Here is a 25,737-nt window from a genome sequence, read left to right on the forward strand (position 1 = left end):
AAAATTATAAAGGAGATTTTAAGATGAAAGCAAAATGGATGCTGCCAATCGTTTTTACTTCCGTACTAATTTTGGGGGCTTGTGGAGGCTCAAAAGAAAAGAGTACATCAAGCCCTGATTATGAACTAGAAAATGTCTCTTTTCCATTGAAAGAAAAAGTATCTTTAAAAATGATGTCTCAAAGTGCCCCTTTGGCTCCCAATGATCCTAATGACAAATTGATTTTCCAACGGTTAGAAGAAGAGACCAATCTCCATATTGATTGGACAAACTACAGTAGTGATTTTGCCGAAAAAAGAAATTTGGATATCGCTAGTGGTGATTTACCAGATGCCATTTTCAACGCCGCTGCAGGTGACTATGATTTATTAAACTGGGCGGAAAGTGGCGTTATTGTACCGATTGAAGATTTGATCGAAGATTATATGCCAAATCTGAAGAAAATTTTTGATGAAAATCCCGAATACCGACAAATGTCTACTGCACCTGATGGTCACATTTACTCTATGCCTTGGATTGAAGAATTAGGCGAAGGAAAAGAGTCGATCCATACAGTTAATGGGATGGCTTGGATTAACAAGGAGTGGTTGGATAATTTGGGTCTTGAAATGCCGCAAACCACCGATCAGTTGATGACTGTGTTGGAGGCTTTCAAGACGCAAGATCCAAATGGTAATGGTGAAGCAGATGAAATTCCTTTTAGCTTTATTAACAATGGAGGAAATGAAGACTTAAAATTTTTAATGGGGGCATTCGGTCTAGGTGATAATGATGACCACTTAGTCGTTGATAACGATGGCCAGGTACAATTTACTGCTAACAAAGAAGGGTATAAAGAAGCCATCAAATATTTCAATGAAATGAATAATAAAGGTCTTATTGATAAAGAGGCTTTCGAACAAGATTGGAATACGTATGTTGCCAAAGGGAAAGAACATAAGTATGGCGTGTACTTTACTTGGGATAAAGCAAATATCACGGGTGCAGATGATAGTTATGACGTCTTGCCAGTCTTAGCGGGACCAGATGGAACGAAACACGTTACTCGTACGAATGGCATGGGTTTCTCAAGAGATCGTTTCGTAATTACTAGTGCGAATAAAAACTTGGAACTTACAGCTAGGTGGATAGATAAAATGTATGAACCGTTACAGTCTGTCCAAAATAACTGGGGAACCTACGGTGATGAAGCACAGGCCAATATTTTTGAATTAAAGGATGGTATGTTAAAACATTTGCCTTTAGAGGGGACAGCACCGGGGGAACTAAGACAAAAAACCGAAGCTGGAGGACCATTAGCAGTTCTTGATTCTTATTACGGCACAGTCACTACTATGCCAGATGATGCGAAGTGGCGTTTAGATTTGATGCATGACACGTATTTGCCATATATTACAGAAGACAATATCTATCCACGTGTCTTTTTAGAAAAAGAAGAAACAGACCGATTAGCAAAAATTGAAACAGATATGTGGGATTACATCTATCGCAAAAGAGCAGAGTGGATCACCGGCGGTAAAATCGATGAAGAATGGGAAGAATACCTTGCTGAATTGGAACGTGTAGGTTTGGAAGAATGGATTCAAATAAAACAAACTGGCTATGATAATTTTTTGAAGGGAGCACAATAAGTGTTAGTAGAAGAAACGGCGATTTTGGATAAAGCAAATCGATTTATTGAAATGATGCGAGGAAAAGTTAACCCTCAGTATCGACAAAACTATCATTTTTCCGCACCCATCGGGTGGATAAATGACCCCAATGGGTTTATATATTACAAAGGGCATTACCATCTCTTCTATCAATACTATCCTTACGATAGTCGATGGGGGCCCATGCATTGGGGGCATGCGCGCAGTAGTGATTTGGTCCATTGGGAAGATCTACCAGTAGCGTTAGCCCCAGATCAACCTTATGACAGCGGCGGGTGTTTCTCAGGAAGTGCAATTGAAAGAGACGGAAAACTATATTTATTTTATACAGGCTGTCAAGAAATTGATGGTATTAGCCATCAGCATCAATGTTTGGCGGTCTCTGAAGATGGTATTCATTTTAGCAAATACAGTGGTAATCCTGTGGTAGCAGAAAAACAGCTAGGTGAGAATGGGCTGATACAAGAATTTCGTGATCCTAAAGTAATTGTTCACAACGATGCTTACTATATGGTAGTAGCTACTAAATCTACACAGTCTACTGGTAGAATAGTGATGTTTCAATCGTCAGATTTGTATACTTGGCACTTTTACTCTGTGTTGCTAGAAGGGACTTCAGAGCAAGGAATAATGTGGGAATGTCCTGACTTATTCCATTTAGACGGACGAGATGTCTTAATCATGTCACCGATACAAATCAAGAAGAACGGACTGGAATATCATAATATCAGTTCTACCATGGCTTGTATTGGTGAGGTAGACTGGGAAACAGGTCAGATGATAGTTGATAATTTCCATGAAATGGATTTTGGAATGGATTTTTATGCACCACAAACAACAACAGATCCTAATGGTGGACGGGTGATGATTGCTTGGATGCAGATGTGGGATCGCACATTGCCTACACATGAGTTAGGCCATCTTTGGGCAGGCTCTATGAGTTTGCCCCGAGAGTTAAGAGTGAAAAAAAATCGATTGGTACAAAAACCCATCTCAACTGTATATAGTCATTTAGTTTATCAACAAGGCAGTGAAAATATTGCAGTGACTGACACATCAGTCGTATTTCGAAACGCGCTGTCTGATTCTTCATATTTACATCTAGTCGCAGATTTGGAGAAAGCAGAAGTTTTTACAATTGAATTACTGCGGTCTAAGACGGATTGTCTCAAACTAACTTATGACACTGCTAAACAGGTTTTTGAATTGGATCGTCAGAAACTAGGAAGAGAGCTTACAGGGGCGGAAGAAGACCCTCTGAATGTCCGAAAAGTTGAAATACCTTTGATTGATAATCAGCTCGTTCTTGAGATTTTTAGAGATACCTCATCAGTTGAAGTCTTTATTAATGGTTTAGAAGTTATGACGGCTACTTTCTATGAGCTGGAAAAAGCTCGAGATATCTTATTTCATTCGATCGGAGAAAGTCGTATTCAAGCTTTTGAAACAGCGAGTGTGAAATAAATGTTTGATTGCTTAGGCGATGAATCAATTATTTAATAGGTTTTGAAGGATAATTTTTTAGAAAAGAACAGATAGCTAGATTTCCCATGGCTTTGCTATTAGTATTTTGAAAAAATTAGTAATTTATGACAAAATTCATTATACTAAACTTGTGCAGAAATGTGAGGGATCAACTATGAAAGCAACAATGAAAGATGTCGCAAAATTAGCAGGTGTCGGAGTAGGAACTGTTTCCCGGGTATTGAATAACGGTTCTGTTAAAGCTTCTACTAGAGAAAAAGTTGAAGCAGCAATGACAGAGTTAAACTATCAACCAGATTTTTATGCCCGGGGGTTAAAGATGAAGCATACGAATACGGTTGCTTTGATTCTACCCACTGTATGGCATCCATTTTTTGGCGAATTTGCCTACCATGTAGAAACAGCATTAGAAAGACAAAACTACAAGCTTTATTTGTGTAACTCCAGTGGTAATAGTGAAAAAGAACAAGAATATATCCAGATGGTCAGCCAAAATAAAGTAGACGGCATCATTGGAATTACTTATTCAGATATCGATGAATACATTTCGAGTAATCTGCCTTTTGTTAGTATTGACCGTTATTTCACTGAAGAGGTGATTTATGTGACCGCTGACAATGCGGCCGGTGGACGTTTGGCTGCAAATGAACTTTATCGCCGAGGATGTCAGAATGTAGCATATATCGGTGGGTACCAAGAAACACCGAATGAAACGAAGAGTCGTCGAAAATATTTTGAGATCGAGTGCCGTCAACTGGGGATTTCCTATAAAGCGTTAGATATGTTAGAACCTTTAGACCATCTCTCAGAACGTGTAACAAATTTTTTGTTAGAGAATCCCGATATCGATGGGATTTTTACGATCAACGATCCGATGGCATTAGCTGTCATTGGTATGCTTGAAAAAATAGGGAAAAACGTACCAGAGGATGTCCAAGTTATCGGATTTGATGGTCAAAAGATGACAGAAGGAGACCCTTATCTCGTCTCAACAATTGCCCAACCTACAAAGCAAATGGCGGAAGTGGCAGTGGCAAAATTAATTGCTGTCATTAATGGAGAGACAGTAGAAAAACGTACCGTATTGCCGATTGAATTTGGTGAAGGTGGAACAACGAAACCTTTAGTGAGAAACGATTTTGCTTAGTGCAAATACGTTTCTTTTTTTGAAGATAAGTGAATGAAAGGTGTAGATAAAATGTTATATGGTGGAATTGAAGCTGGTGGAACAAAGTTTGTCTGTGGGATTGGTAATGAACAATTACAAGTGATAGAACGGAAAAGTTTTCCTACCACAACACCAGAAGAAACGATGAAGCAAGTGTTTGATTTCTTTGATAAGTACAAAGGAAATATCGCATCAATTGGTGTAGGAGCATTTGGGCCAATTGATATTCAAATCGAATCAAGAACTTACGGATATATCACCAACACCCCGAAGTTAGCTTGGCAAAATTATCATTTTGTAGGAGCTTTGGAAAACGCCTTGTCGGTTCCCATCTATTGGACTACCGATGTAAATGCTGCTTGTTATGGAGAATATATGGCAGGGTATGGAAAAGGTAAAAATAGTGTTCTTTATTACACCGTTGGTACTGGTGTTGGTGGTGGTGCTGTAGTCGATGGAAAAATAGTCACAGGTTTCAGTCATCCTGAAATGGGACATATGCTCTTACAACGTCATAATGAAGATCAATTTGAAGGAATCTGTCCTTTTCATCATGATTGTTTGGAAGGGTTAGCCTCAGGCCCCGCGATTGAAAAACGCTTTGGAAGAAAAGCCCAGACCATTTCATTTGATCATCCTTATTGGGCGATTGAGGCAGATTATCTTGCTCAGTGTGTGTATAACACAACTTTACTATATGCACCGGAAGTAATAATTTTAGGTGGAGGTGTAATGAAACAGCCGCAACTACTCGAGTTGATTCGCCAAGCGTTTAAAGAAAAAATGGGTTCCTATGTGGATACCCCTGCTCTTGAAGAATACTTACTAACTCCAATGCTTGCTGACGATGCAGGATTGATCGGCTGCTTAGCTTTAGCAATAAAGAAGTTGGAACAATAGCAGCATGTTAAAGAACGTGTGAGAGAGTTTTTATAGCAGTTAGGATAGATAAAAAGGTTAACTAAAATGTGAGCTAGAAAAAAGGATGGCTAATAATAGATGTTCATATATATTTTTTGCGTAATCGAATGTCGCAAATAAGAATTTTTTCTTTCGTTCTCGTCTTCAGTTATATTGTTGTCTAGCTGCCTCAAAATTACTTCTTAGTGCTTGGTTTTTGTTTTATCACAGATATTCATTATAGAAAGACACGATGTGAAAATCTATTATTCTCGGTAGTTTATTGCTTCTAGTTGGGATGATTGCGTAGAAACTTAACGTCAGTTAAAGTGCGTCACGAATAGTAGTAACGAGAACTAATGAGACATTAGAATGTTATAAGAAACCCGTCAGAAGAGTCTACCTGACGGGTTTTATAATTATTAGAAGGCTTGCTCCTCCTCACATCTTCGCAATCTTCCGCACCGTGTTGATAGTCCGAATCGTAATCTGTTTGCCGACGCTGGTACTGGCTGTTTTTTTCCACCAATTGGTTTTTTGATAGTCTTTGCGGATGTAGGACCAGAAGACGACGTCTTTGTAAGGGAAAACCTGTTCAAGGTTGGCATTTGGAGCCCCGAGTTTTTCAGATAACACCTCGTAGGTCAGTGAAGGCATCAAAAAGATCAGGTTGTCATAGATGGTTTTATCTTCCGTTCCTGACCAATCAGGTATATGGGCCAAGCGTTCCTGCAGCTCTGATTGGCGAATGATATAAATAGCGATATCAAAGGAAAAGTCGCGTTTGACCATTGTTTTAATCATTTCGGCAAGGGCTTGTGGATCATCTCCTTCACTGGAAAAAATCACATTGCCGCTATTCAAATACGTGACCACATCTCTAAACCCCAGTTCTTCAAAACCGGCTTTCAATTCTTTCATAGAAATTTTGTTCTTTCCACCGACATTGATGCCTCTTAATAAAGCGATGTATCGTTTCATGGCTAGCCCCTCCTTTAAAACGCTTCTTTTAGCTGATTATAGAATGGATGGAGCGGAAGCACAATCCTGGCTTCTCAGCTACCCAAAATACGTGAGCGAGAAGCGATTAATGCAAGCTTATTGGTGGAGTGGCCGTGGCGTACGTATTTTTGCACTGCTGATTAGTAAAAACGAAGAAACAGCCTATAGATGGTAATACCCCTCACAAATTTGCTAAAGCAAGCGAATTTGTGAGGGGCACTTTAAGTTGTTTTCTCTATTTCTGGTTTCATTGTTAATCCACCGCAATCCTCACAGACACTGTCTGTACGGGGACATCATAAAAGGGATCTTCTCGTCGGCCTAAAAAGTCTTGGGCTTGCTGAGGGAAGAGGGCGTACATCAGCACGTCTTCTTCGCTTTTGGCATACTCAGCGATTTCTTCCTTGAAGGCTGGCAGTTGCGGTGCCAGTAGATCAGCTGGTCTGACGGTGATCACTTCGGCATCTCCGATAATTGTTTCTTTGATTTCTTCGCTGATGGGTGCTGGCGATTGTCCATAAAGTCCTTTGACGTAATCTTTGATCTCACTTGGGACAAGTTTGTAGCGTTCTCCTGAAATTACATTCATCAAGGCTTGAGTGCCGACCATTTGCGACAATGGGGTCACTAGCGGTGGATAACCCAAGTCCGCTCTGACTTTTGGTACCTCTGCTAAGACTTCTTCATACTTGTCTTGCAATCCTTGTTCCGTCAATTGGCTGAGTAGGTTCGACAACATGCCGCCAGGTACTTGATATATCAAGGTTTTGGGTTCGATGTCTTTGACTTTTGGATTCAGCAGCCCTTCTTCACGGAAACGATCACGAACGGGATTGAAATGTTCTGCAATCTCAGCGACTTTCTGTAAATCAAGTCCCGTAGCAAAGCCGCAATCTTCTAAGGCGATCGCCACAGATTCGGTCGCTGGCTGACTGGTGCCGCCAGCAAAAGAGGAGATGGCAGTATCAATGATGTCTGCGCCAGCTTCCGCAACTTTCAAGTAAGTCATCTCAGCAATGCCGCTGGTGGCATGGGTATGGACTTCCAGCGGCAGATCGACCGCGTCTTTGATTCGGCTGACCAACTCGTAGCCGGTTTGCGGCGTCAAAACGCCTGCCATATCTTTGATACAGATAGAATCTGCGCCGAGGTCTGCCATTTTGTTGGCAAGGTCAACGAAGTAATCCACGGTATGGATCTGGCTAGTAGTATAAGAGATCGCCGTTTGACAGTGTCCACCCGCTGCTTTTGTGGCACGGATGGCAGTTTCCAAATTGCGGACATCATTTAAGGCATCAAACAAACGAAGAATGTCGATGCCGTTTTCGACCGATTTGGTCACAAAGTCAGCAACGACGTCATCGGCATAGTTTTTGTAGCCTAAGAGATTTTGTCCCCGTAAGAGCATTTGCAGTTTGGTCTTTTTCACTTCTTTGCGGATCGCCCGCAGTCTTTCCCATGGGTCTTCATTTAAAAAACGCAGGCAAGCATCGAAGGTCGCGCCGCCCCACATTTCTAGGGCATGATAGCCTGCTTGGTCCATGGTTTTTAGAATCGGCAACATATCGCTGGTAGGCATTCGTGTAGCGATCAGACTTTGTTGGCCGTCCCGCAAGACGGTTTCGGTAAATTGGATTTTTTTCATTCTTTCACTCTTTCCTGAATGATTTTACGGATCTGCCGCTGCATGTCTGCCACGCTATGAGTTCTAGAACGGCCACAAACTTTGGCGTCTTGTTCACAGACGTAGCAGCTTCTTGCAGGCAGTCCAATTTCGGTGCGGCTGATAGGTAAAAGCTGGTCTTGGGTTTTGGTTAAGACATCCAGATCCACCAAACGGCCGTAAGGATGATTGGTCTCAATCTGAACCATCATTCGTTTTAGTTCATAAGGATCTGTGGGCAGTACGAGATAATATTCTGGTCCGGTCTCCAAACTGCGGTAGAGGTTTGCCAGTGGAATTAGTTCCTTGACGACCTCTTCGATTTCCGTAATGAGTTCTTCAAAAACTGCGGTCAATGAGGCAGAATTTTTCACGGGACCAGGAATATTCATGGTGGCAACAAGTAATGCCGCTTTTTCATCCGCAGCGAGAAGCTCCCGTTGAAGGGAGCTTCTATTTTCTCGCGCCTGCAGCATGTCGGTTAGCGTCACAGGGGTTCCTGAAAATAGGGCATCAGACATTTTTGACCACATCAATGATCGTGCCATCGCGGTATTCGATCAAAGCGACGGTTTTTTCCCCGTACTTGATTGGTTCGGGTTGACCGACAATGCTGTAGGCTTTTTCTTTTAATTCTTCAATGGTGTATTGGGGAATATCCAATGCTTCAAAATGGCTGATCAGGTCTTCGCGAGCTGGATTGATGGCGATCCCGATTTCTGTGACGACGACATCAATGCTGGCGCCTGGCGTGACGATCGTGTTGACGGTATCGACGATCGTTGGGATCCGTCCCCGCACGAGAGGAGCGATCACTAAGCTCATTTTGCACGCCATACTGGTATCTGAGTGTCCGCCAGAAGCACCGCGGATCACACCGTCAGAACCGGTGATGACATTGATATTGAAATCCGTGTCGACTTCCAGTGCGGAAAGAATGGCGGTATCCAATTGATTGATAAACGCCCCTTTGCTTAACGGTGAGGCATACATATTGGCATCGATCTCGTAATGATTGGCGTTTTTTCCTAGCGATTGTGCGGAAGGGTGATCAAAGTCTTGGACATCGATCAGTTTTTCCACTAATCCTTCTTCTAACAGTTCCACCATGGCATTGGTAATGCCGCCAAGGGCAAAGCTGGCTTTGATCTCATCTTGGATCATTGCTTCGCGTAAAAAACGAGAAACGGCTAGTGCGGCACCGCCTGTTCCAGTTTGGAAGGAGAAGCCTTGTTGGTAGTAAGGCGAGCTCGTGATGACCTTGGCTGCATACTCAGCAATTAGCAATTCTTTTGGATTTTTGGTAAAGCGGGTCGCACCTTTTGCGATCCCTGCAGGATCACCGATGGCGTCGACTTCCACGACATAATCGACATCCGTTTGGGGAATGCTGATTGGGGTATTTGGAAACGGCACCAGAGTGTCGGTGATGATCACGACTTGGTCGGCGTATTTTGCATCGACCATTGCATAGCCCAATGAGCCGCAGGTTGCTTTTCCGACGGTACCATTGGCATTGCCATACGCATCTGAGCTAGGCGCTCCTAAGAAAGCGACATCGATGTGGATATCGCCGGCGGCAATCGCACGAGCCCGACCGCCATGAGAACGGATAATGACTGGGGCATCCATAATGCCTTCGGAGATTGCGGCACCGACTTTGTCCCGCAGACCGCTAGAGGTGATATTGGTCACGACCCCAGATTTGATATGTCCGATCAATGGTTCATGGACATTCGCGATGGAACTAGGGGCAATCGCAAGATTCTTGATGCCCATTTTTGCGATCTCGTCCAAAACGAGATTCATGATAAAGTCCCCTTCGCGAAAATGATGGTGGAAGGAGATCGTCATGCCGTCCGTTAGCCCTGTTTTTTCAATGGCTTCACGTATGCTGCCTAAGACCTTGCTTTTGCCTGGCAGGACTGGCTCGATCTTGCGACTCGCTTCTTTGTAGGCATGGATATTGGCCGTTTCATTTTCAAAGACCCCGTATTGGTTGGCATAGCATTCAGGGATGTCTTTTCCTGCTTTGTTTAACACCATAATTACACTTCCTCCTCGGTAATCAATTTCGCTGCTTTGGCAAGGGCGATCACGCGTTCCGCTCGCTCAACGATTGGTTTATCGACCATTTTGCCATTCAAGGAGATCACACCAGAACCTTTGCTTTCGGCTTCGCGAATGGCCCAGATCACTTCTTTGGCCTGTTGGATCTCGGCTTTTGAAGGCGCATAGATCCCATTGACTAGGGGAATCTGCCGTGGATTGATCACTGATTTTCCGTCAAAACCAAGCTGCTTGATGCGAGTCGTTTCAGCGATAAAGCCATCGGTGTCATTGATATCAGAAAAGACGGTATCGATGGCGGCGATCCCTGCAGCTCTAGCTGCATGCAAGATCATACTGCGGGCAAACAACAATTCTTGCCCATCTGGGTAGCGACGAGTCTTCATATTGGTGACATAATCTTCTGCCCCTAAAGCGATCCCGATCAAACGATCGGAAGCTGTAGCGATGTCTCGGGCATTTAAAACGCCTTCGGCAGACTCGATGGCAGCCATCATTTTGGTGGTTCCTACAGGCAGATCGTTTTCTTCTTCTACTTGTGTGATCACAGCGGCAACGTCAATGATATCTTGGGCGGTTTCGGTTTTCGGTAGACGAATGACGTTGACCCCCGCTAGGACCATCGCTTCGATATCAAGGGCACCCACCGTGTCGAGGCCGTTGATGCGTACGACGGTTTCGATGGCAGAATAGTCAAAGGTTTTTAAGGCAAAATGCACCAGTGTCCGAGCGGAGTCTTTTTCATTCAAGGAGACCGCATCTTCTAAATCAAACATAACGGAATCGGCGCCATACAATGGTGCATCCCGTAGCATGGCAGCATTGGCTCCTGGTACAAACATCATCGTTCTTCTTAAACGTTCCATGTGTCGATCTCCTTCCAAGCATACTGTTCTTGTTCGGCGGCCCGATGAACGGCGGTCAGAGTTCGGGCTTTGATGGTACAGTCCAAGGCGCCTTTATCGGTGGCGGTGATTTTGGCCTGTGTCACGCCTAGATGGTTCAGCGTCTCAAGGATGACGGCGCGAATTTGTTTGCCGAATTGTTTTTCGACACTGCTATCGAGGGTCAGCTCGATGGTTTGGGTTGTGGTAGGCTCGATCGCGATCAAGATATCACTGGATTCAACAGAGCCAGCAACCGCACTTTTTTTGATTTCCACTTATTATCACCTCTAAATATAGTTATGCTGCATTAAAAATGAGAACGTTGTTTCTGGTAAAAATTGCTGCAAAGAAAGTAAATTTTTTTCTGCAATCGCTTTCCGAACGTTTGTAGCCGAAACGGTTGATTGGTTGATCTTCAGACGGTCGATCACGATCAGTTCAAGCTCGGGAGAAAAAACGGCAGCCATGGCCTCGTTGTAGAGTTGGGTCACGGGCGAGTAAGGCTCTGAGCCTACAAAACGCGTAGTGATCGCCAACAGCGGGGCAATTTTTTCTTTGAAGAGGGTTGCATCAAAAGCGGCTTGTTTTTTGGCGATCGCCTCAGGTGCTTGCTCTTTCAAGAAATAACTGGGAAAGACCGCCGAGGAGACGAGATAGTTGTTGGTCGGCAGCACCGTTACATTTGGCAGATGAGCCACACCATCCGTCACCATCTGCAGCCGTTCGCTGGCAGAAAATTGCGAGCGGTCTTCTGATAAAACGAACACATAAACCTGTTCTTTTTGACTCGCAGCCGTTTCGACTAAGTACAAATGTCCTTTAGTAAAAGGATTAGCGTTCATGACGATCGCGCCGTTGTTTTGTCCAATTCGCTGCCGTTGCAGCTGTTGGGCATAGCTTTCAAAAGAAGGAACGCCTTGTTCCATGAACAAGATGTCTTGTGCTGCCAGCACTTCACGAAACCCGAGGGATTCAAAAAACAGGCGGTTTTTCGGTGCTGTATAGACGAAGGACTTGGTGAAGCCTTCGTCTTTGATATGATCGCTAAGGTGTGAAATCAATTGCGTCAACAGCTGTTCGGAGCGTCTTTTTTCACAGACCACCACATACTTGATGATATTGGCATAGCAAGAAGCAGTAGCAATCAAGGTTTGCTGGTCAAAAATGCCGACGGTATAGGCTACCTCTTCACCGACGGCTAAGCCAGCACGGGTGATCAATTTTTGCCATTGCAAAAAGACTTCTGGATCTTTTTGCAGCCAGATTCTTTTTAGGGTATACATACAATGCCTTCTTTATTTTTTTACTGGGAAGAGCTTCGACAAAAGCAAGGATGCGAAGTAGATGATCAGGATCACGACAAAGACGCCGCCCCAACCGAATAACAACAATTCAAATGAAGTCAGTAAATCTTGACTCATAGTTTTCCTCTCCTTTCTAGTGACCTAAGCAATCAGTGCCAGCAGTAAGCCACCGGCGATGACCGAAGCAATCTGTCCTGAAACGTTGGCACCGGCTGCATGCATCAAAATAAAGTTTTGCGGATCTTCATCTGTCGCCATTTTTTGGATGACCCGACTAGACATTGGAAACGCAGAGATACCAGCGGCACCAATCATTGGATTGATTTTTTCTTTACGGAACAAGTTCAGCACTTTCGCAAACAACACGCCGCCGACCGAGTCCATAATGAAGGCAACCAGCCCTAAACCAATAACCATCAATGTATCGACTTGTAAGAATTCTTCATATTGCATTTTCACAGAAATTGATAAACCTAGGAGGATACTAATGATATTCACTAGTTCGTTTTGAGCAGTGATGGACAAACGATCCAAGACACCACATTCCCGTAAGAGATTTCCAAACATCAAAAATCCAACCAGTGGCAATGAAACAGGTGCAATTAACCCTGCTACGATCGAGATCACGATCGGGAACAAAATTTTGGCCGTTTGCGAAACTTCGCCGGCACGATACGACATACGAATTTTTCGTTCATGCTTGGTCGTCACTGCTTTGATGGCAACCGGTTGAATGATCGGTACTAGCGCCATGTAAGAGTAAGCTGCTACCATGATCGCACCCATATATTTCGAGTTCAGCGTATTTGCGACAAAAATCGAAGTCGGACCGTCAGCAGCGCCGATGATCCCGATGGAAGCTGCGTCGTTTAAATCAAAACCAAGCAACACGGCAACGATGATCGTAAAGAAGATCCCGAATTGCGCAGCAGCGCCAAACAACAAAAGAAATGGATTTTGTAGCAAGGGACCAAAATCGATCATCGCGCCAATCCCGATAAACAAAAGCAAGGGGAACAATTCAGTTGAGATCCCCATATCAAACAATACTTGGAACGGGCCAGCTTCTCCGCCAGCACTTAACACACCTGAGTTCGGGAAGTTCACTAACAACGTGCCCAATCCCATGGGTACTAATAAGGTCGGTTCATATTCTTTCTTGATCCCCAAATACATTAATAGACCACCGATGAACATCATAACGATCCGTCCCGGCTCCGATCCTAACCCGACTACACCTTCAATTAACGTTTCCACTACGTCACTTCCTTTTCAATAAATTAGCCGATCGTAATCAGCAGTTCTCCTGGGTTGACCATGTCGCCCGCATTGACTGCAATCGCAACCACGGTTCCTGCTTTTGGTGCCACGATCTCATTTTCCATCTTCATGGCTTCTAAAATCATCAACGACTGATTTTCTTGTACAGTATCACCTACATTGACCAAGAGACGTAAAATCGTTCCCGGCATCGGAGAATGAATCGGCTCGCCATCAGCAGGAAGCGTAGCTGGCGCTGGCTGCGGTGCTACTTCTGGTTCTGGTGTGCTGACTGCCTCTGGTTGAGCAGGTACCGCTGCAGGAGCCGGTGTTGGCACTGCTGGGGCAGGAGCGGTAGGTTGCGGCGCACCGATTTCTTCCATTTCGACAAGGTATTCTTGCCCATCGATCGCTATTTTAAATTTACGTAACATGTTTTTCCCTCACTTGTTTTCATTTTTTTTGGCTATTTTTTTGATTGTGAACTGAGAATCAGGCAGCTCTCCTGCGGCAATACTGGCAGCAATCAGGGCGACTCGCTTAAATTCAGGATTGCGTTTCTCAATTCTTCGAATGACAAACTGACTTTCAGGGTAACATTCAGCCCCTAGTGCGGCGGCTATCAGACTGACTAATGGATAATCTTCTGCAGGCGCTGGCTGATAGCTCGACACTTCTTGCCAATCAGACGCGGGTGGATCCGTTATCATTTCCTGTGGCTTCAAAGGGGAGCTGACAGGCGCATCAGGTTCATCATGCGTTTTTTTGAACAATCTTTTAATAAGATTCATGGGTTTCTCCTTTCTCAATGATTCGTTCCCTTTCATTATAGAAACTCCCGTTCAATCAGCGAGATTTATTTCGGCTAAAAATTGTTTTTTCAGTGTTCCTTTTTTAAAAAAAGAGCGAAAAACCTTAGTAAACGTTGATTTATCAAGGTTTTTCTTGCGTTAATATTCTGTTAAGAACTTTTTAAACGAAAAATAAGATTTGAAAAGAGAAATTGTTTTTTTGCTGTTCTTTTTTAAAACGGGTCTTTTTTTCTATTTCTTGATTGTTTATTCTTAGACGTGTAAAGCATTCAATAACATTATTTCCTTTAAAAAAAGAAAAAGATTCACAAACTAGTGACGCTTGTCGCTAACAAATTACGGGCCTGTAATTTTTTTAAAATGTTTTTTGATAACGCTTACACATTTCGGTGCATGAAAGGAAGAAGAAAATGTTCTTAACGATTTTATCCTATGCTATGATTATTGTCTTCATGTTCGTCATCATGAAGAAAAAAATGTCACCCTTTACATCCTTAGTAATTATCCCATTACTATTTACCCTCGTTGCGATGGTTGCTGGTGTTTCAGAAAAAGGCAATATCGGTGATTTTGTCCTTGAGGGAATCTCCACCACAGCCAACACAGGGATCATGTTGCTGTTTGCGATTTTGTACTTTTCCATTATGTTGGATGCGGGATTGTTTGATCCAATCACGAAAAAAATGATTTATTTTGCTAAAGGCGATCCGATGAAAGTCTTGATGGCAACGGCAGTCGTTGCCGCTGCAGTCTCTTTGAACGGTGATGGAACGACCACGACCTTGATCTGTTGTTCTGCGTTTATTCCCATCTATAAGAAGTTGAATATGAAAATGATGAACCTTGGTGTCTTGATCATTTTGCAAAACACCATCATGAACTTGTTGCCATGGGGCGGACCGACTGCTCGGGCAATGGCCGTGCTGGAAGTTGATGCGGATATTCTTTCTTATTTGTTGCCAGGAATGATTTTGTCTCTGCTCTATGTGGTATTCTTTGTAGCTCGCAGAATGGGGATCCAAGAACGGAAACGTTTAGGAGTTACCGAGCTGACGAACGATGAGATTTTAGAAATGACAACTGTGACTGATCCTGATACATTAGCGATCCGCCGTCCGAAAAACTTTGTCTTCAACGGTATCTTAACGATCGTCTTGATTGGCTGGTTAGTAGCAAGCTCCTTTATCTCTAGTATCGCTTTACCACCAATCTTGTTATTCCTAGTAGGTACGTGTATCGCATTGATGGTCAACTACCCAGTCTTGAAAGACCAGTCGTCACGGATCGGTGCCAACGGTGGTGACGCCGTGCAAGTCGTAATTTTAGTTTTTGCAGCAGGCGTCTTCATGGGCTTGTTCCAAGGCTCAGGGATGGCAACGGCTTTGGCGAATAGCTTCACGCAAATCATCCCTAAACAATTGGCTGGTTTCTGGGGCTTAGTCATTGCCCTGATTTCTGCACCTGGGACCTTCTTTATTTCCAATGACGGATTTTACTTTGGGGTCCTGCCAGTCTTAGCAGAAGCAGGTCGTTCGTATGGTTTCACCAATATGCAGATGGCCTTAGCCTCTTTAATGGGCCAAGCGTTCCACTTGTTAAGTCCATTGGTTGCCTTCATCTACTTGCTATTGCGCTTGACGGGCTTAGATATGGGGCAATGGCAAAAAGAAGCTGCGAAATACGCACTGGGGATTTTCGTGATCTTCGTCGTTACGATCGTGCTATTAGGTCACATGCCGTTTTATATTCCACAGTAATTTCATACAGAAACTATCGAGCAGGCTGCCATTTTGCTCGGTAGTTTTCCTTGTTTATCGATAAACTTATTTTTTCCCAAAAATCTCATTTGTTTTTAGTATGATAGGAGTAAATCATGAATCCAATTATTGATGCAGTAAATAAAAATCTGGATCTGACCAAAAATAAACCATTAAAAGATTTGATCTATGAAGCATTCAAAAAAACCATCATTTTAGGAGATATTCCCGCAGGCTCTCGCATCAATGAGAAAGAATTTTCCGATACGCTAAATATCAGCCGAACCCCGATTCGTTACGCCATGACTCAGCTCGTGGCTGAAAAACTGGTGGAGCATGTGCCAAAAATCGGCATCGTCGTAAAAGGGATCAGTATTAAAGATGCTTATGAGATTTACGATATCCGTAAATCATTGGATACGTTAGCGACCATCAAAGCGATGGACTTGATGACTGAGGAAGATTTCCAGGAGATGCGCTGCTTGTTAGAACATGGCGAACAGCTGAATCGTGAGGATGATGTGGATGGGGTCTTGAAAAACTTTTCGGACTTCAATGCGTTTATTTACGAAAAAAGTCAAATGCTGCGGTTAAAAAGTATCGTGCTAGATCTGCAAGCGTACCTCGTGTATTTTCGTGACATTGCGATTCGCTCTTCTAGAAGAAGGGATGCGGCATTGGCGGAACATTGGCTGATTTATCGCGGCATGAGAACCAATGACACGGAACAGATCACGTTGTTGACCCATGAACATTTGGATCACTCCCTGCAATTTATTCTTGCTGAAATGGAGCGAAGAAAAATTGACTGATTCCCGTCTTTTTACCGCCAGCAACTATGCAGTCAATGCGCTGCACTATGAGGTAGCGTTAGCACCCAAGCCTGGTTTAGTAGATCCTTGCTCCTCTGGTGCGCATCAGGACATGAATGTGTTTACCTTTATCAACAGTATCACTTGTTTGGCGCCGTTTTTTCAGCGCTATAGCCAAGCGGGCTTTGCCCATACAGGCTCGCTGATCCAGCTATTTGACCAGTTACGAGAGATCGGTCAAGAAGCAGAAGAAGCGATGCTTCAGGCAACCAAAGGCATCAATACCCACAAAGGGGCAAATTTTTCCTTTGCAGTTTTGTTGGGGGCGACAGGAGTCTATTATCAACAAAATGGCAAGGCGGAGCTGACGGCTGAAGATACCAATCAGATCCTGCAGCTTGCCGCTGATATCTGCCAGCATTTGGTCAAGCAAGACCTGCAGCAAATCACCCACAAAGACCAATTGTCTTATGGAGAAAAAAATTATTTGACCTACGGCACGATGGGGATTCGTGGAGAAGCTGCAGCTGGGTATCCAACGGTCAAAAAACTGCTGGAGTACTTGCGGCAGCAATCGCAAAAAAACTCCGTTTCCTTGTTGCGCGGATTGGTCTATCTAATGAGTGAAACCGAAGACAGCAACCTTGTCCATCGAGGAGGTTACGAGGCGATGAAGACCGTGCAGCAGGAGATGCAAAAAATTCACCAAGCCAATCTGTCAGATACAGACTTGCTTCGTGAATTAACGATCTATGATCAAGTATTGATCGCACGCCATTTGAGTCCCGGCGGCTCGGCGGATCTTTTAGCATTGGCGCTTTATTTCTTGCAGCTAGAAGGCGTCTCCTTCTGGTAAAAAGGTATAGCCGATCCCCCAAACGGTTTTTAAAAAGCGGGCGTGCTTCGGCTCATCTTCAATTTTGTTTCGCAGATGATTGATAAAAACCATCACGGTATTGGCATCGAATTGGCCATCTTGCCAGACATTGCTGTAAATCTGTTCTTTCGAGAACACTTGATCTGGATTTTCCATGAAAAAGCGCATCAGCATGATTTCTTTTGAAGACAACTTGATGGGCTGATCATTTTTGAAAAACTGATAGCGTTTTTGGTCAAAACGAAACATGCCGCTGCACAGATCGCCTTCCGGTTTGGCGATCCCTTTTTCTCGCAGCACGTTGCGGCGATCAAGAATCGAAACGATTTGTGCTTTTAAGAGTGCTGGTGAAAAAGGCTTCGTAATGTAGTGATCGGCGCCAATCTCATAGCCGTTGATCATGTCTTTTTCGTCACTTTTTCCGCTCAAAAAAACGATCGGCACCGTGGGGTTTTCTTCCCGAATCAGTTGTGCCAAATGATAGCCGTCATTTTCATGCTCTAAACTGATATCCAGTAAAAAAAGATCAAAGCTGACACGAGAGTTGATCGCAATCGTTTTTTCAACGGAATCGGTCTGGTAGATCAAAATACCCGTCGACTGTAAAGATTTCCAAATCAGCCGCCGAATGGCAGGGTCATCATCAACGATTAAAATTTTTTCATCTCGCAAAATATCCGCCTCCTGTATCAATAGTATTATAGTAAATATGAAAGGGGTTTACAATGAAACCGCCATCAAAGTTTTGGCTGTATTTAAGTGTGGTCGCTACCTTATTCATTACACTGATTGGACTTATTTTTACCTTTACAAGTTATAAAAGCGCACAAAGACAAGCTGAAACCGTCGGGTTGCGGCAGTTGGAAACGGTCAACCAAGCGGCGATCAAGCTGATCAGCCGCAGTATCGAATCGTACCACATGGCTCTTGCCAATTATGCCGATGACCACCTCGAAGGCGCCGCCTTGGCTGACTTGCAGCGGCCTTTAACGTTACCAGTGATCAATTCTGCGAACAATGCCATGGTCGGATTGTTTTTGATCAACCAACAAGGTCAGGTCATCGCCCAAAATACCGCAACGGCGGTCAATAAACCAGAAGATCCGCCGGTGCAAGAATTGTTATTCAAAGACCCATCCTTAGACAAAGTATTGGCAGGACGGCAGGTACAAAATGGGCAAGTCTATTTTGATGGCAAGCAGGCCTATTTAAATGTGTATCAGTCCCTAACCCTTGACGACAAAGAAGCGGTTCTTGTGATGCCTTTGAATCTGCAGCGCATGTATCATCATGAATTTACCACCGATCGCAATGTTTCCGGCTATACGATGGTCAAAAACGCCGATATGCGGATCGTTATGCACCCATCGGACGAACAAATTGGTTTTTCCATCGTTGAGAGCCGCAAAAAAGAATTTCCAGAGCTGGATTTCACCGATCTTGAGCGCTTGGAGCAAGAACAAATCGACAATGAAGAAGGCACCTCCGTCTATTATTCTTATTGGTGGAACGAAGAAACACTGCAAAAAGTGCTGAAATTGGCTGCTTATCAATGGATCACCATAGGCGACAGTCGGCTGATCGTCGCTAGCAATGCCGATTTTTTGGAGCAAAGCGGTCTCTTTTTACAAGACAACTTGATTTTGATCGGCCTACTGGGTTTGTTGTTTGTCATTATGATTTTATTGACCGTCCTGATCAAAAACTACATGAAACGCAATCAAGCCTATGTCGAAAACCAAGCATTGAAAGAACGACAACGGCTGTTAAAAGAAAAGCACGAAATCGAAAAAAACATTTTGCAAGAATCAAAACTGGAAACCATTGGCTTGCTAACGACCTCGATCGTCCATGACCTAAACAACTTTTTGACGCCAATGATTGGTCATCTGCAATTGCTGATCGAGGAAAACCAACACGATGAAGTCTTGATGGAGGATTTGCAAGAAGTCTGCAAAGCAGCAGAAAAAGGCAAAGAGTTATCTAGCAATGTGCTGCGTTTTTCGAAACTCGAAAGTGCCGACAAAAATGTGCAGTCAATTGCCGCCACCTTGACAGAGGCCATCGATACTATGCGTGCGCTGTTGCCAAAAGCCTTTTCCCTTACGTATGATATCCAAGAAGTAGGATATGCCGTCTACGAGAAGATCGATCTGCAAGTCATTATTTACAATTTGTTGATGAATGTATACCAAGCAAATGCCGATTGCAGCATTCGCTTGAGCCGCACTTCGACAGAAAGCGCCACCTTTCTGTTTCGTAAGCAAGCTTTCTCCGCGCAACAGGAGTTTGCTTTGATCGAAATCTCCGACAACGGTCCCGGCATACCAGAAGCGATCCAAGAAAAAATCTTTACCCGCTTTTTCACGACCAAGAGTGCCACTGGCGGTACTGGTCTAGGACTCTTCACTGTCTCTTCGATCGTGGAAAAAAACGATTGGTTGATTGATGTTACAAGTACGCCTAAAGGAACCACCTTTTATATTGGTATCCCTCTAACTGATCCCGAAAAAGCCGCTGAAAGTAACTGATCCAATGGGGTGGTTTCAGTGGTCTTTTTCTTGGGTATGTTGGAAGGCATTGATTTTTTGCAGGACTAGCAAGACGAGTACCAAAACAAAGATCGCTAAAGCAAAAAATAGGGCATCGTTCGCCATACCTTCCGTCAACAATAACTCGCGCAAAATCGCAGTAATGCTGATCAGAATCAAGTAACGGACGGGAATATGGTGTCCGTCCTTCATATACCGCAGCAACATCAAAATGATTTCTAATAAAATGAATAACGTGGCAATTTCTTCAATCAAAAAGGACAGGTGGGGCGCTTCACTTAAGGGAAAGAGCGTCGTGCTGATCATAAAAATCGCTTTTCCCATAAAAATCAAGACGACAACGACTAAGATCGCCAACATGCTATCAATACAAATACTGATCACTCGCTCGAACATTCGGGTCAATTTTTCCATTCGCCACTCCATTTCTGCTTTTTCTTTTATTATACAAAAGAAGACGCAGAGCAAAGGGAAAAGAACAGAGAAAGAACAATCGCGGCCATATCTTTTTGACCGTAAGCTTAACGATCCTTCTATGAGCGTGTCTTTTGTGATAGCTTTCAATAGCAGAAAGTAGCGAGAAAAATATATTATCTTTTTTCGGCAAAATTAGAAAACAATGAGAATCAATAGTTAAAATATACACAAATTATTACGGGACACTTAGTTTCTTTTTTTGTTACAATGGTTAAATAAAATAGAACGCTGTTAAAATGTTGCTTAAACAATGTTTTTGTCGCTATCGAATAGAAAAATAGTCCGATCGCAAGATGTTTATCATTGTTAATAAAGTAACAAGTTGGCAGAGTTCGCAAGAAAAATGCTGCTTTTCTTATCGTATATGACGGGGATCAGTGAGGAGAAAAGAGCAAGAAAAACGGAGGGAAACAAATGAAAAAAAGTGGATGGTCAAAATGGGTGATTGGGGCAGCCTCATTATTGTTGCTTAGTGCATGTGGCGCCGATGGCGGAACAAAAGCCAGCAGCAGTGCGGCAAGCTCTTCTTCAGAAAGTGAAGTCACTTCAGGTGCTTCCCAACAAGAGTATACCGATCCAGCAGAGTTAAAAGATCAATATGATATCGTCATCGTTGGTGCTGGCGGTGCAGGGATGGCAGCAGCCTTGTCGGCTAAAGATGCTGGAATGAATCCAGTCATTTTAGAAAAAATGCCGATCGCAGGCGGAAATACCTTGAAATCTTCTGGCGGAATGAACGCATCAGAAACCAAGTTCCAAGAAGCCCAAGGCATTGAAGATTCCAATGAACTATTTTTTGAAGATACCCTAAAAGGTGGTAAAGGAACCAACGATCAAGATCTGCTGCATTATTTAGTAGACAACTCTGCTTCAGCGATTGATTGGTTGGATTCAATGGGGATCACTTTAGACAATATCAGCTATAGCGGCGGTGCCAGTGTAAAACGGATCCATCGTCCTCACGACGGTTCAGCAGTCGGTACGTACTTGGTGGATGGTTTGTTGAGAAACATTCATGAGCAAGAAATTCCTTTATTTGTAAATGCTGATGTGACAAAAATCAATGAAACAGACGGCAAAGTCACTGGCGTCAACGTGAAAATCAATGGCGAAGAAAAAGAAATCGCTGGTGATGCAGTGGTTGTTACTACTGGTGGTTTTGGCTCCAACAAAGAACTGATCGAAAAATATCGTCCAGATCTGAAAGGCTATGTCAGCACGACTTCTGAAGGAAGTACAGGCGATGGCATCAAGATGATCGAAGAATTAGGCGGCGCAACGGTTGATATGGATCAAATCCAAGTCCATCCAACAGTGGTTCAAGATACAGGTATGTTGATCAGTGAAACCGTTCGTGGAGAAGGCGCCATTTTGGTGAACCAACAAGGGGAACGTTTCTACAATGAATTAGAAACCCGCGACAATGTTTCAGCTGCTATTACGGATCTGCCAGAAAGCTATGCCTACTTGATTTTTGACAATGCGTTAGCAGGTAGAGCCAAACAAGTCGATTACTACAAAGAACAAGGTGTAGTGGTAGAAGCCGACACCATCGAAGCCTTAGCTGAAAAAATCGATGTCGATCCAGCAACCTTGAAGAAAACTTTAGATACATGGAACCAAGCAGTGGCAGACAAAGCCGACAAAGATTTCGGTCGTGAAACGGCGATGGACTATGATTTGACGGAAGGACCATTCTATGCGATTCAAATTGCACCTGGGATCCACCATACAATGGGCGGCGTCAAGATCAATACGAAGACCCAAGTGTTGAAAGAAGATGGCACACCAATTACTGGCTTGTATGCAGCAGGTGAAGTGACCGGCGGTATCCACGGACAAAATCGAATCGGCGGCAATGCTGTAGCCGACATTATGGTCTTTGGTCGCCAAGCAGGCGCGCAATCCTCTGATTATGTGAAAGAAAACGGGAAATAAGCGGCTGTTTTTTCCTAAAAAAGATCGTCTATAAAGAAATAAACTTGGAACGAATCCTCTTAAGCGATTAGGAGGAGAATCGTTTCAAGTTTTTTTGTATTTCTAACTGAAAGGACGAAAAACTAGTCATTATAATCTTATAATGATTAATTCGTTTATCATACATATATAAATAAACTATTTATAAATGTAGGGTTTGCTTTTCAATGAATCGGAATCAAGGAATAAACGGATAGGATTGGTTTATTCGATGATAAAAAATTTTAGGAGGCAGATTATGAAAAACGCATTGGTAAAATGGTCGGTCGGGGTGGCAATCTTACTTGGAGGGACCTTGTTCTTCACGGGGAAACAAGTATTTGCTCATGGTTATGTGGAATCACCGGTCAGTCGGGGCTATCAAGGGTCTTTGGATCGCAATACGTTAGGGTGGAGCGCTGCGTTTGAGAAATATGGCAATGTCATTTCAAACCCACAATCATTGGAAACTAAAAAAGGCTTTCCAGAAGCAGGACCAGTAGATGGTCGCATCGCTTCAGCAGATGGTGGACTCGGACAAATCGGGGACTTTGTTCTTGATGAACAAGGAACCAATCGTTGGACCAAACAAGACATCAATCAAGGACCATTGCGGGTCAACTGGCATTATACAGCGCCTCACAAGACCACAAAATGGCATTACTATATCACGAAACCAGGATGGGATCAAAACGCGCCACTTTCAAGAGATAGCTTGGAATTGATCGCTACTGTGAATCACGATGGATCGGCTGCCAGCAATAGCCCAAGCCATACCATTACCATTCCAGAAAATCGTCTCGGTTACCATGTCATTTTAGCGGTCTGGGATGTTGCCGATACGCCAAATGCCTTTTATAACGTGATCGACGTTAACGTTTCTGGTTCAACAGTCATTCCTGAAAAACCAGCAGCACCGGCAAATGTCCGCTCAGAACGAGTGACTAGCAGCACGGTGGCTTTAGCATGGAACGGTCAAACCGATGCGAAAGAATACAACGTGTATCGCGATGGTGCCTTAGTGGCAACGACTACTGAGCCAACCTTTACCGACACGCAATTAAAAGCCAACACAACCTATAGCTATCAAGTAGAAGCTGTCGGCTTTACGGCGTTAGTTTCAGAAAAAAGTGCTGCAGTGAAAGTGACTACCTCAGCAGACAATCAAGTCGAAACCCCTTCGACACCAGGCAACCTGCATCAAATGAGCGTGACAGACAGCAGCGTTTCCTTAATGTGGCAAGCATCGACTCATACAAATGGGATCGCTGGATATGATGTTTACCGCAATGGCGTCAAAATTGCTACGGCCACAGGAACAACCTATGAAGACACGAATCTAGCAGCGGATACAACCTACAATTACCAAATCAAAGCAATCAGCAAAACGGGCGAACAATCCGCTTTCAGTAACCAGCTGAGCGTGAAAACCAATGCCAAAGAAGAAACGGAAACACCTGGAGGCGGGGAGTCAGAATACCGTGTGTGGAAACTAGGTACTTTCTCTGCACCAGAAGTGTATACAAGCGGTGAAATCGTGAGCCATAAAGGCAGCAATTATGTCGTGATTAACACCCACTCAAATTACGGGGACACCACTTGGTCTCCTGATCAAGCACCAACCTTGTTTCAGAAGCTGTAACCCTTGAATGAATCAGTAACGCAAGAGCAGTGCGGTGGCACTGCTCTTTTTGACTCTTTTATGAGGAAATGATTGAACCTTTGTTTGATTCGTGCAACCAATTGGACGAATTCGTTTGAGGAATGCAAAAACAGGTGCTGCTATGCATCATGCGTAGCAGCACCTGTTTTTTGTTCTTGATCAAGAATAGAAGAAACGGATCAAGATCCCACCTAAAATCAGCACGATCGCACCACATAAACGGTTGGCCATTTGGGCAAAAGCAATCATTTCCATTCTATCAGAGGCAGACAATACAGCGATATTGCCTGTTCCCCCCATGGAGTTGTTGATCATACCGGCGCCAATTGCGGTTTCAACGGGGTACATCCCCAATACCATCCCGAAGAACCAGCTGGCAGCCCCCATAGATACGACACTGGTTAGGCAAAGCACGACAAATTGCCAAGTAAAGGCAGAGGCCAATGTTGACAGATCGATCAATGCCAAACCAATCCCCGCCAAGACCGCGTGGGTCAAATTCGTCATCACAACATTGTTGAACATCACCACAGAATCTTCGAGTTTCTTAGGGACAATGTTCAAGGCTTTTAGAATAAAGACAATCACGATCATAAAGGCATACTCGTGAATTTTAGGGAAAAAGTCGCTTAAAATCGCACCAACGACCAACAGTGAGAAGGAAAAGAGCATCCCGACCCCGATTTGTTGGGCATCAAGCGTTATTTTTGGTTTTTCTAATTCTTCTTTCGTGGCATTGATCAGTGTACCATGGCCATTGTATTTGGTTTTAGCAAAGGCCTTAGCGATAAATAAAGCACCAATAATGGCAAGAATATTCCCGAAAGTAACTGCTGGCGCTAATTGAGAAAAGATGGCAGCTTGATTGCCGTTTGCCAAGCCATCAGCATAAATTTGTGAAAGTGGGGTGATTCCCGCACCCATCCCGCCAGACATCATTGGTAGAGAGACATACATCACCGAATCAGCAAAGCCATTGCCTAGCAGCATACCGACAAGGCCGACGGAGAAAAAGCCTACTACCATAGTGATCAAAGCAACGGGAATGAATTTCGTAGAAGCTTTCACCAACAAATTACGGTTCATCCCTAAAATCGAGCCGCAAATCAAAGCGGCAATATAGAAATCAAGAAAGCCAAAACCGCCCCCCATGAAGTCACTGACCGCGTCAATGACTTTCGTGGGTACGAGATGGAAGGAGGCTAAAAGGGTGGCACCAAGCAGGGTAAAAACTGACCCGCCGCCAAGATAAGAATTCATGATCGGGAGTTTTTCCCCAATGAAATACAGCAGGTGTCCTAAGGCAACCAGTAAAATGGTGATCCCAACCATATTTAATGGCAACTTGTCTAAGGCAATCGCACTGAATATGACAACCATGAAAAAGAGATACAAGGGAAGACTAATTCCCGAAATCGTCATCGTTTTTAATTTATTCAT

Annotated in this window: 24 protein-coding genes; 10 read left to right on the forward strand and 14 right to left on the reverse strand. The window is 43.7% G+C overall.

From position 1 onward, the window contains the following. Positions 1 to 23: 23 nt before the first annotated feature. The 4 genes from ECA1_RS04760 (at position 24) to ECA1_RS04775 (ending at position 5,205) form a co-directional block, all read left to right on the forward strand. Positions 24 to 1,631, forward strand: a complete 1,608-nt coding sequence (locus ECA1_RS04760; protein ID WP_002323465.1) for an ABC transporter substrate-binding protein — start codon at positions 24 to 26, stop codon at positions 1,629 to 1,631. After that, a complete protein-coding gene (locus tag ECA1_RS04765; protein WP_002323464.1) occupies positions 1,632 to 3,116 on the forward strand; it encodes a glycoside hydrolase family 32 protein in 1,485 nt (494 codons plus the stop codon). A gap of 175 nt (positions 3,117 to 3,291) precedes the next feature. Beyond that, positions 3,292 to 4,284: a LacI family DNA-binding transcriptional regulator gene (locus ECA1_RS04770; RefSeq protein WP_002323463.1), complete on the forward strand. Its 993-nt coding sequence runs from the start codon at positions 3,292 to 3,294 to the stop codon at positions 4,282 to 4,284. Between the two features lie 51 nt (positions 4,285 to 4,335). Continuing rightward, positions 4,336 to 5,205 carry an ROK family protein gene (locus tag ECA1_RS04775; protein WP_002323462.1) on the forward strand — a complete coding sequence of 290 codons (870 nt, stop codon included), beginning with the start codon at positions 4,336 to 4,338 and terminating at the stop codon, positions 5,203 to 5,205. A gap of 441 nt (positions 5,206 to 5,646) precedes the next feature. Here the strand turns inward: ECA1_RS04775 and ECA1_RS04780 are convergent, their stop codons facing one another. The 11 genes from ECA1_RS04780 to ECA1_RS04825 all read right to left on the reverse strand — a co-directional run bounded on the left by ECA1_RS04780 (position 5,647) and on the right by ECA1_RS04825 (position 14,182). Beyond that, positions 5,647 to 6,186, reverse strand: a complete 540-nt coding sequence (locus ECA1_RS04780) for a DUF1697 domain-containing protein (RefSeq protein WP_002323461.1) — start codon at positions 6,184 to 6,186, stop codon at positions 5,647 to 5,649. Positions 6,187 to 6,460: 274 nt separating this feature from the next. Further along, positions 6,461 to 7,852: an oxaloacetate decarboxylase subunit alpha gene (locus ECA1_RS04785; protein WP_005230457.1), complete on the reverse strand. Its 1,392-nt coding sequence runs from the start codon at positions 7,850 to 7,852 to the stop codon at positions 6,461 to 6,463. After that, positions 7,849 to 8,403 carry a citrate lyase holo-[acyl-carrier protein] synthase gene (gene citX / locus ECA1_RS04790; RefSeq protein ID WP_050759624.1) on the reverse strand — a complete coding sequence of 185 codons (555 nt, stop codon included), beginning with the start codon at positions 8,401 to 8,403 and terminating at the stop codon, positions 7,849 to 7,851. Before citX ends, ECA1_RS04785 begins: the two co-directional genes overlap by 4 nt. Continuing rightward, complete coding sequence (gene citF / locus ECA1_RS04795; protein ID WP_005230461.1) at positions 8,384 to 9,916, reverse strand: citrate lyase subunit alpha; 1,533 nt, start codon at positions 9,914 to 9,916, stop codon at positions 8,384 to 8,386. The genes citX and citF overlap by 20 nt, the downstream gene beginning before the upstream one ends. Positions 9,917 to 9,918: 2 nt before the next feature. Continuing rightward, positions 9,919 to 10,806 carry a citrate (pro-3S)-lyase subunit beta gene (citE, locus tag ECA1_RS04800; protein ID WP_005230463.1) on the reverse strand — a complete coding sequence of 296 codons (888 nt, stop codon included), beginning with the start codon at positions 10,804 to 10,806 and terminating at the stop codon, positions 9,919 to 9,921. Beyond that, positions 10,794 to 11,102: a citrate lyase acyl carrier protein gene (gene citD, locus ECA1_RS04805; RefSeq protein ID WP_005230465.1), complete on the reverse strand. Its 309-nt coding sequence runs from the start codon at positions 11,100 to 11,102 to the stop codon at positions 10,794 to 10,796. The genes citE and citD overlap by 13 nt, the downstream gene beginning before the upstream one ends. Positions 11,103 to 11,114: 12 nt before the next feature. Further along, a complete protein-coding gene (gene citC / locus ECA1_RS04810; RefSeq protein WP_005230467.1) occupies positions 11,115 to 12,110 on the reverse strand; it encodes a [citrate (pro-3S)-lyase] ligase in 996 nt (331 codons plus the stop codon). 12 nt (positions 12,111 to 12,122) lie between these two features. Further along, positions 12,123 to 12,248 (reverse strand): OadG-related small transporter subunit, encoded by a 126-nt coding sequence (locus tag ECA1_RS17765; RefSeq protein WP_008381833.1) that lies wholly within the window; start codon positions 12,246 to 12,248, stop codon positions 12,123 to 12,125. A 24-nt stretch (positions 12,249 to 12,272) separates the two neighbouring features. Beyond that, positions 12,273 to 13,388, reverse strand: coding sequence for a sodium ion-translocating decarboxylase subunit beta (locus tag ECA1_RS04815; RefSeq protein ID WP_005230469.1), 1,116 nt, complete (start codon positions 13,386 to 13,388; stop codon positions 12,273 to 12,275). A 23-nt stretch (positions 13,389 to 13,411) separates the two neighbouring features. After that, a complete protein-coding gene (locus ECA1_RS04820; protein ID WP_005230471.1) occupies positions 13,412 to 13,825 on the reverse strand; it encodes an acetyl-CoA carboxylase biotin carboxyl carrier protein subunit in 414 nt (137 codons plus the stop codon). 9 nt (positions 13,826 to 13,834) lie between these two features. Continuing rightward, positions 13,835 to 14,182, reverse strand: a complete 348-nt coding sequence (locus ECA1_RS04825; protein ID WP_034869502.1) for a hypothetical protein — start codon at positions 14,180 to 14,182, stop codon at positions 13,835 to 13,837. A 431-nt stretch (positions 14,183 to 14,613) separates the two neighbouring features. On the opposite strand from ECA1_RS04825, the gene ECA1_RS04830 reads away from it, so the two are divergent. From ECA1_RS04830 to citG, 3 genes are all read left to right on the forward strand, one after another. Beyond that, positions 14,614 to 15,960, forward strand: coding sequence for a CitMHS family transporter (locus tag ECA1_RS04830; protein WP_034869500.1), 1,347 nt, complete (start codon positions 14,614 to 14,616; stop codon positions 15,958 to 15,960). Between the two features lie 116 nt (positions 15,961 to 16,076). Further along, on the forward strand, positions 16,077 to 16,772 hold the full coding sequence (locus ECA1_RS04835; RefSeq protein WP_005230494.1) for a GntR family transcriptional regulator: 696 nt from the start codon (positions 16,077 to 16,079) through the stop codon (positions 16,770 to 16,772). Continuing rightward, positions 16,765 to 17,628, forward strand: a complete 864-nt coding sequence (gene citG, locus ECA1_RS04840) for a triphosphoribosyl-dephospho-CoA synthase CitG (RefSeq protein ID WP_228077415.1) — start codon at positions 16,765 to 16,767, stop codon at positions 17,626 to 17,628. Before ECA1_RS04835 ends, citG begins: the two co-directional genes overlap by 8 nt. On the opposite strand, the gene ECA1_RS04845 is transcribed toward citG, so the two are convergent. Beyond that, positions 17,605 to 18,321: a response regulator transcription factor gene (locus ECA1_RS04845; RefSeq protein WP_005230498.1), complete on the reverse strand. Its 717-nt coding sequence runs from the start codon at positions 18,319 to 18,321 to the stop codon at positions 17,605 to 17,607. The two genes, citG and ECA1_RS04845, sit on opposite strands and share 24 nt — an antisense overlap. Positions 18,322 to 18,374: 53 nt before the next feature. Between ECA1_RS04845 and ECA1_RS04850 the strand changes: the two genes are divergently transcribed. Next, the gene (locus ECA1_RS04850) at positions 18,375 to 20,180 is read left to right on the forward strand and encodes a sensor histidine kinase (protein WP_005230500.1); all 1,806 of its coding nucleotides are present in this window, start codon (positions 18,375 to 18,377) and stop codon (positions 20,178 to 20,180) included. 15 nt (positions 20,181 to 20,195) lie between these two features. Here ECA1_RS04850 and ECA1_RS04855 read toward each other — a convergent pair whose 3' ends face one another. After that, positions 20,196 to 20,615 (reverse strand): phosphate-starvation-inducible PsiE family protein, encoded by a 420-nt coding sequence (locus ECA1_RS04855; RefSeq protein ID WP_034869496.1) that lies wholly within the window; start codon positions 20,613 to 20,615, stop codon positions 20,196 to 20,198. Positions 20,616 to 21,092: 477 nt separating this feature from the next. Between ECA1_RS04855 and ECA1_RS04860 the strand changes: the two genes are divergently transcribed. Both ECA1_RS04860 and ECA1_RS04865 read left to right on the forward strand, forming a co-directional pair. Continuing rightward, positions 21,093 to 22,616, forward strand: a complete 1,524-nt coding sequence (locus ECA1_RS04860; RefSeq protein ID WP_015510577.1) for a flavocytochrome c — start codon at positions 21,093 to 21,095, stop codon at positions 22,614 to 22,616. A gap of 277 nt (positions 22,617 to 22,893) precedes the next feature. Then, the gene (locus ECA1_RS04865; protein WP_034869493.1) at positions 22,894 to 24,276 is read left to right on the forward strand and encodes a lytic polysaccharide monooxygenase; all 1,383 of its coding nucleotides are present in this window, start codon (positions 22,894 to 22,896) and stop codon (positions 24,274 to 24,276) included. Between the two features lie 180 nt (positions 24,277 to 24,456). On the opposite strand, the gene ECA1_RS04870 is transcribed toward ECA1_RS04865, so the two are convergent. Next, positions 24,457 to 25,737: a 2-hydroxycarboxylate transporter family protein gene (locus ECA1_RS04870; RefSeq protein WP_005230514.1), complete on the reverse strand. Its 1,281-nt coding sequence runs from the start codon at positions 25,735 to 25,737 to the stop codon at positions 24,457 to 24,459.

Source organism: Enterococcus casseliflavus NBRC 100478 (assembly GCF_001544095.1).
Taxonomy (GTDB): Bacteria; Bacillota; Bacilli; order Lactobacillales; family Enterococcaceae; genus Enterococcus_D; species Enterococcus_D casseliflavus.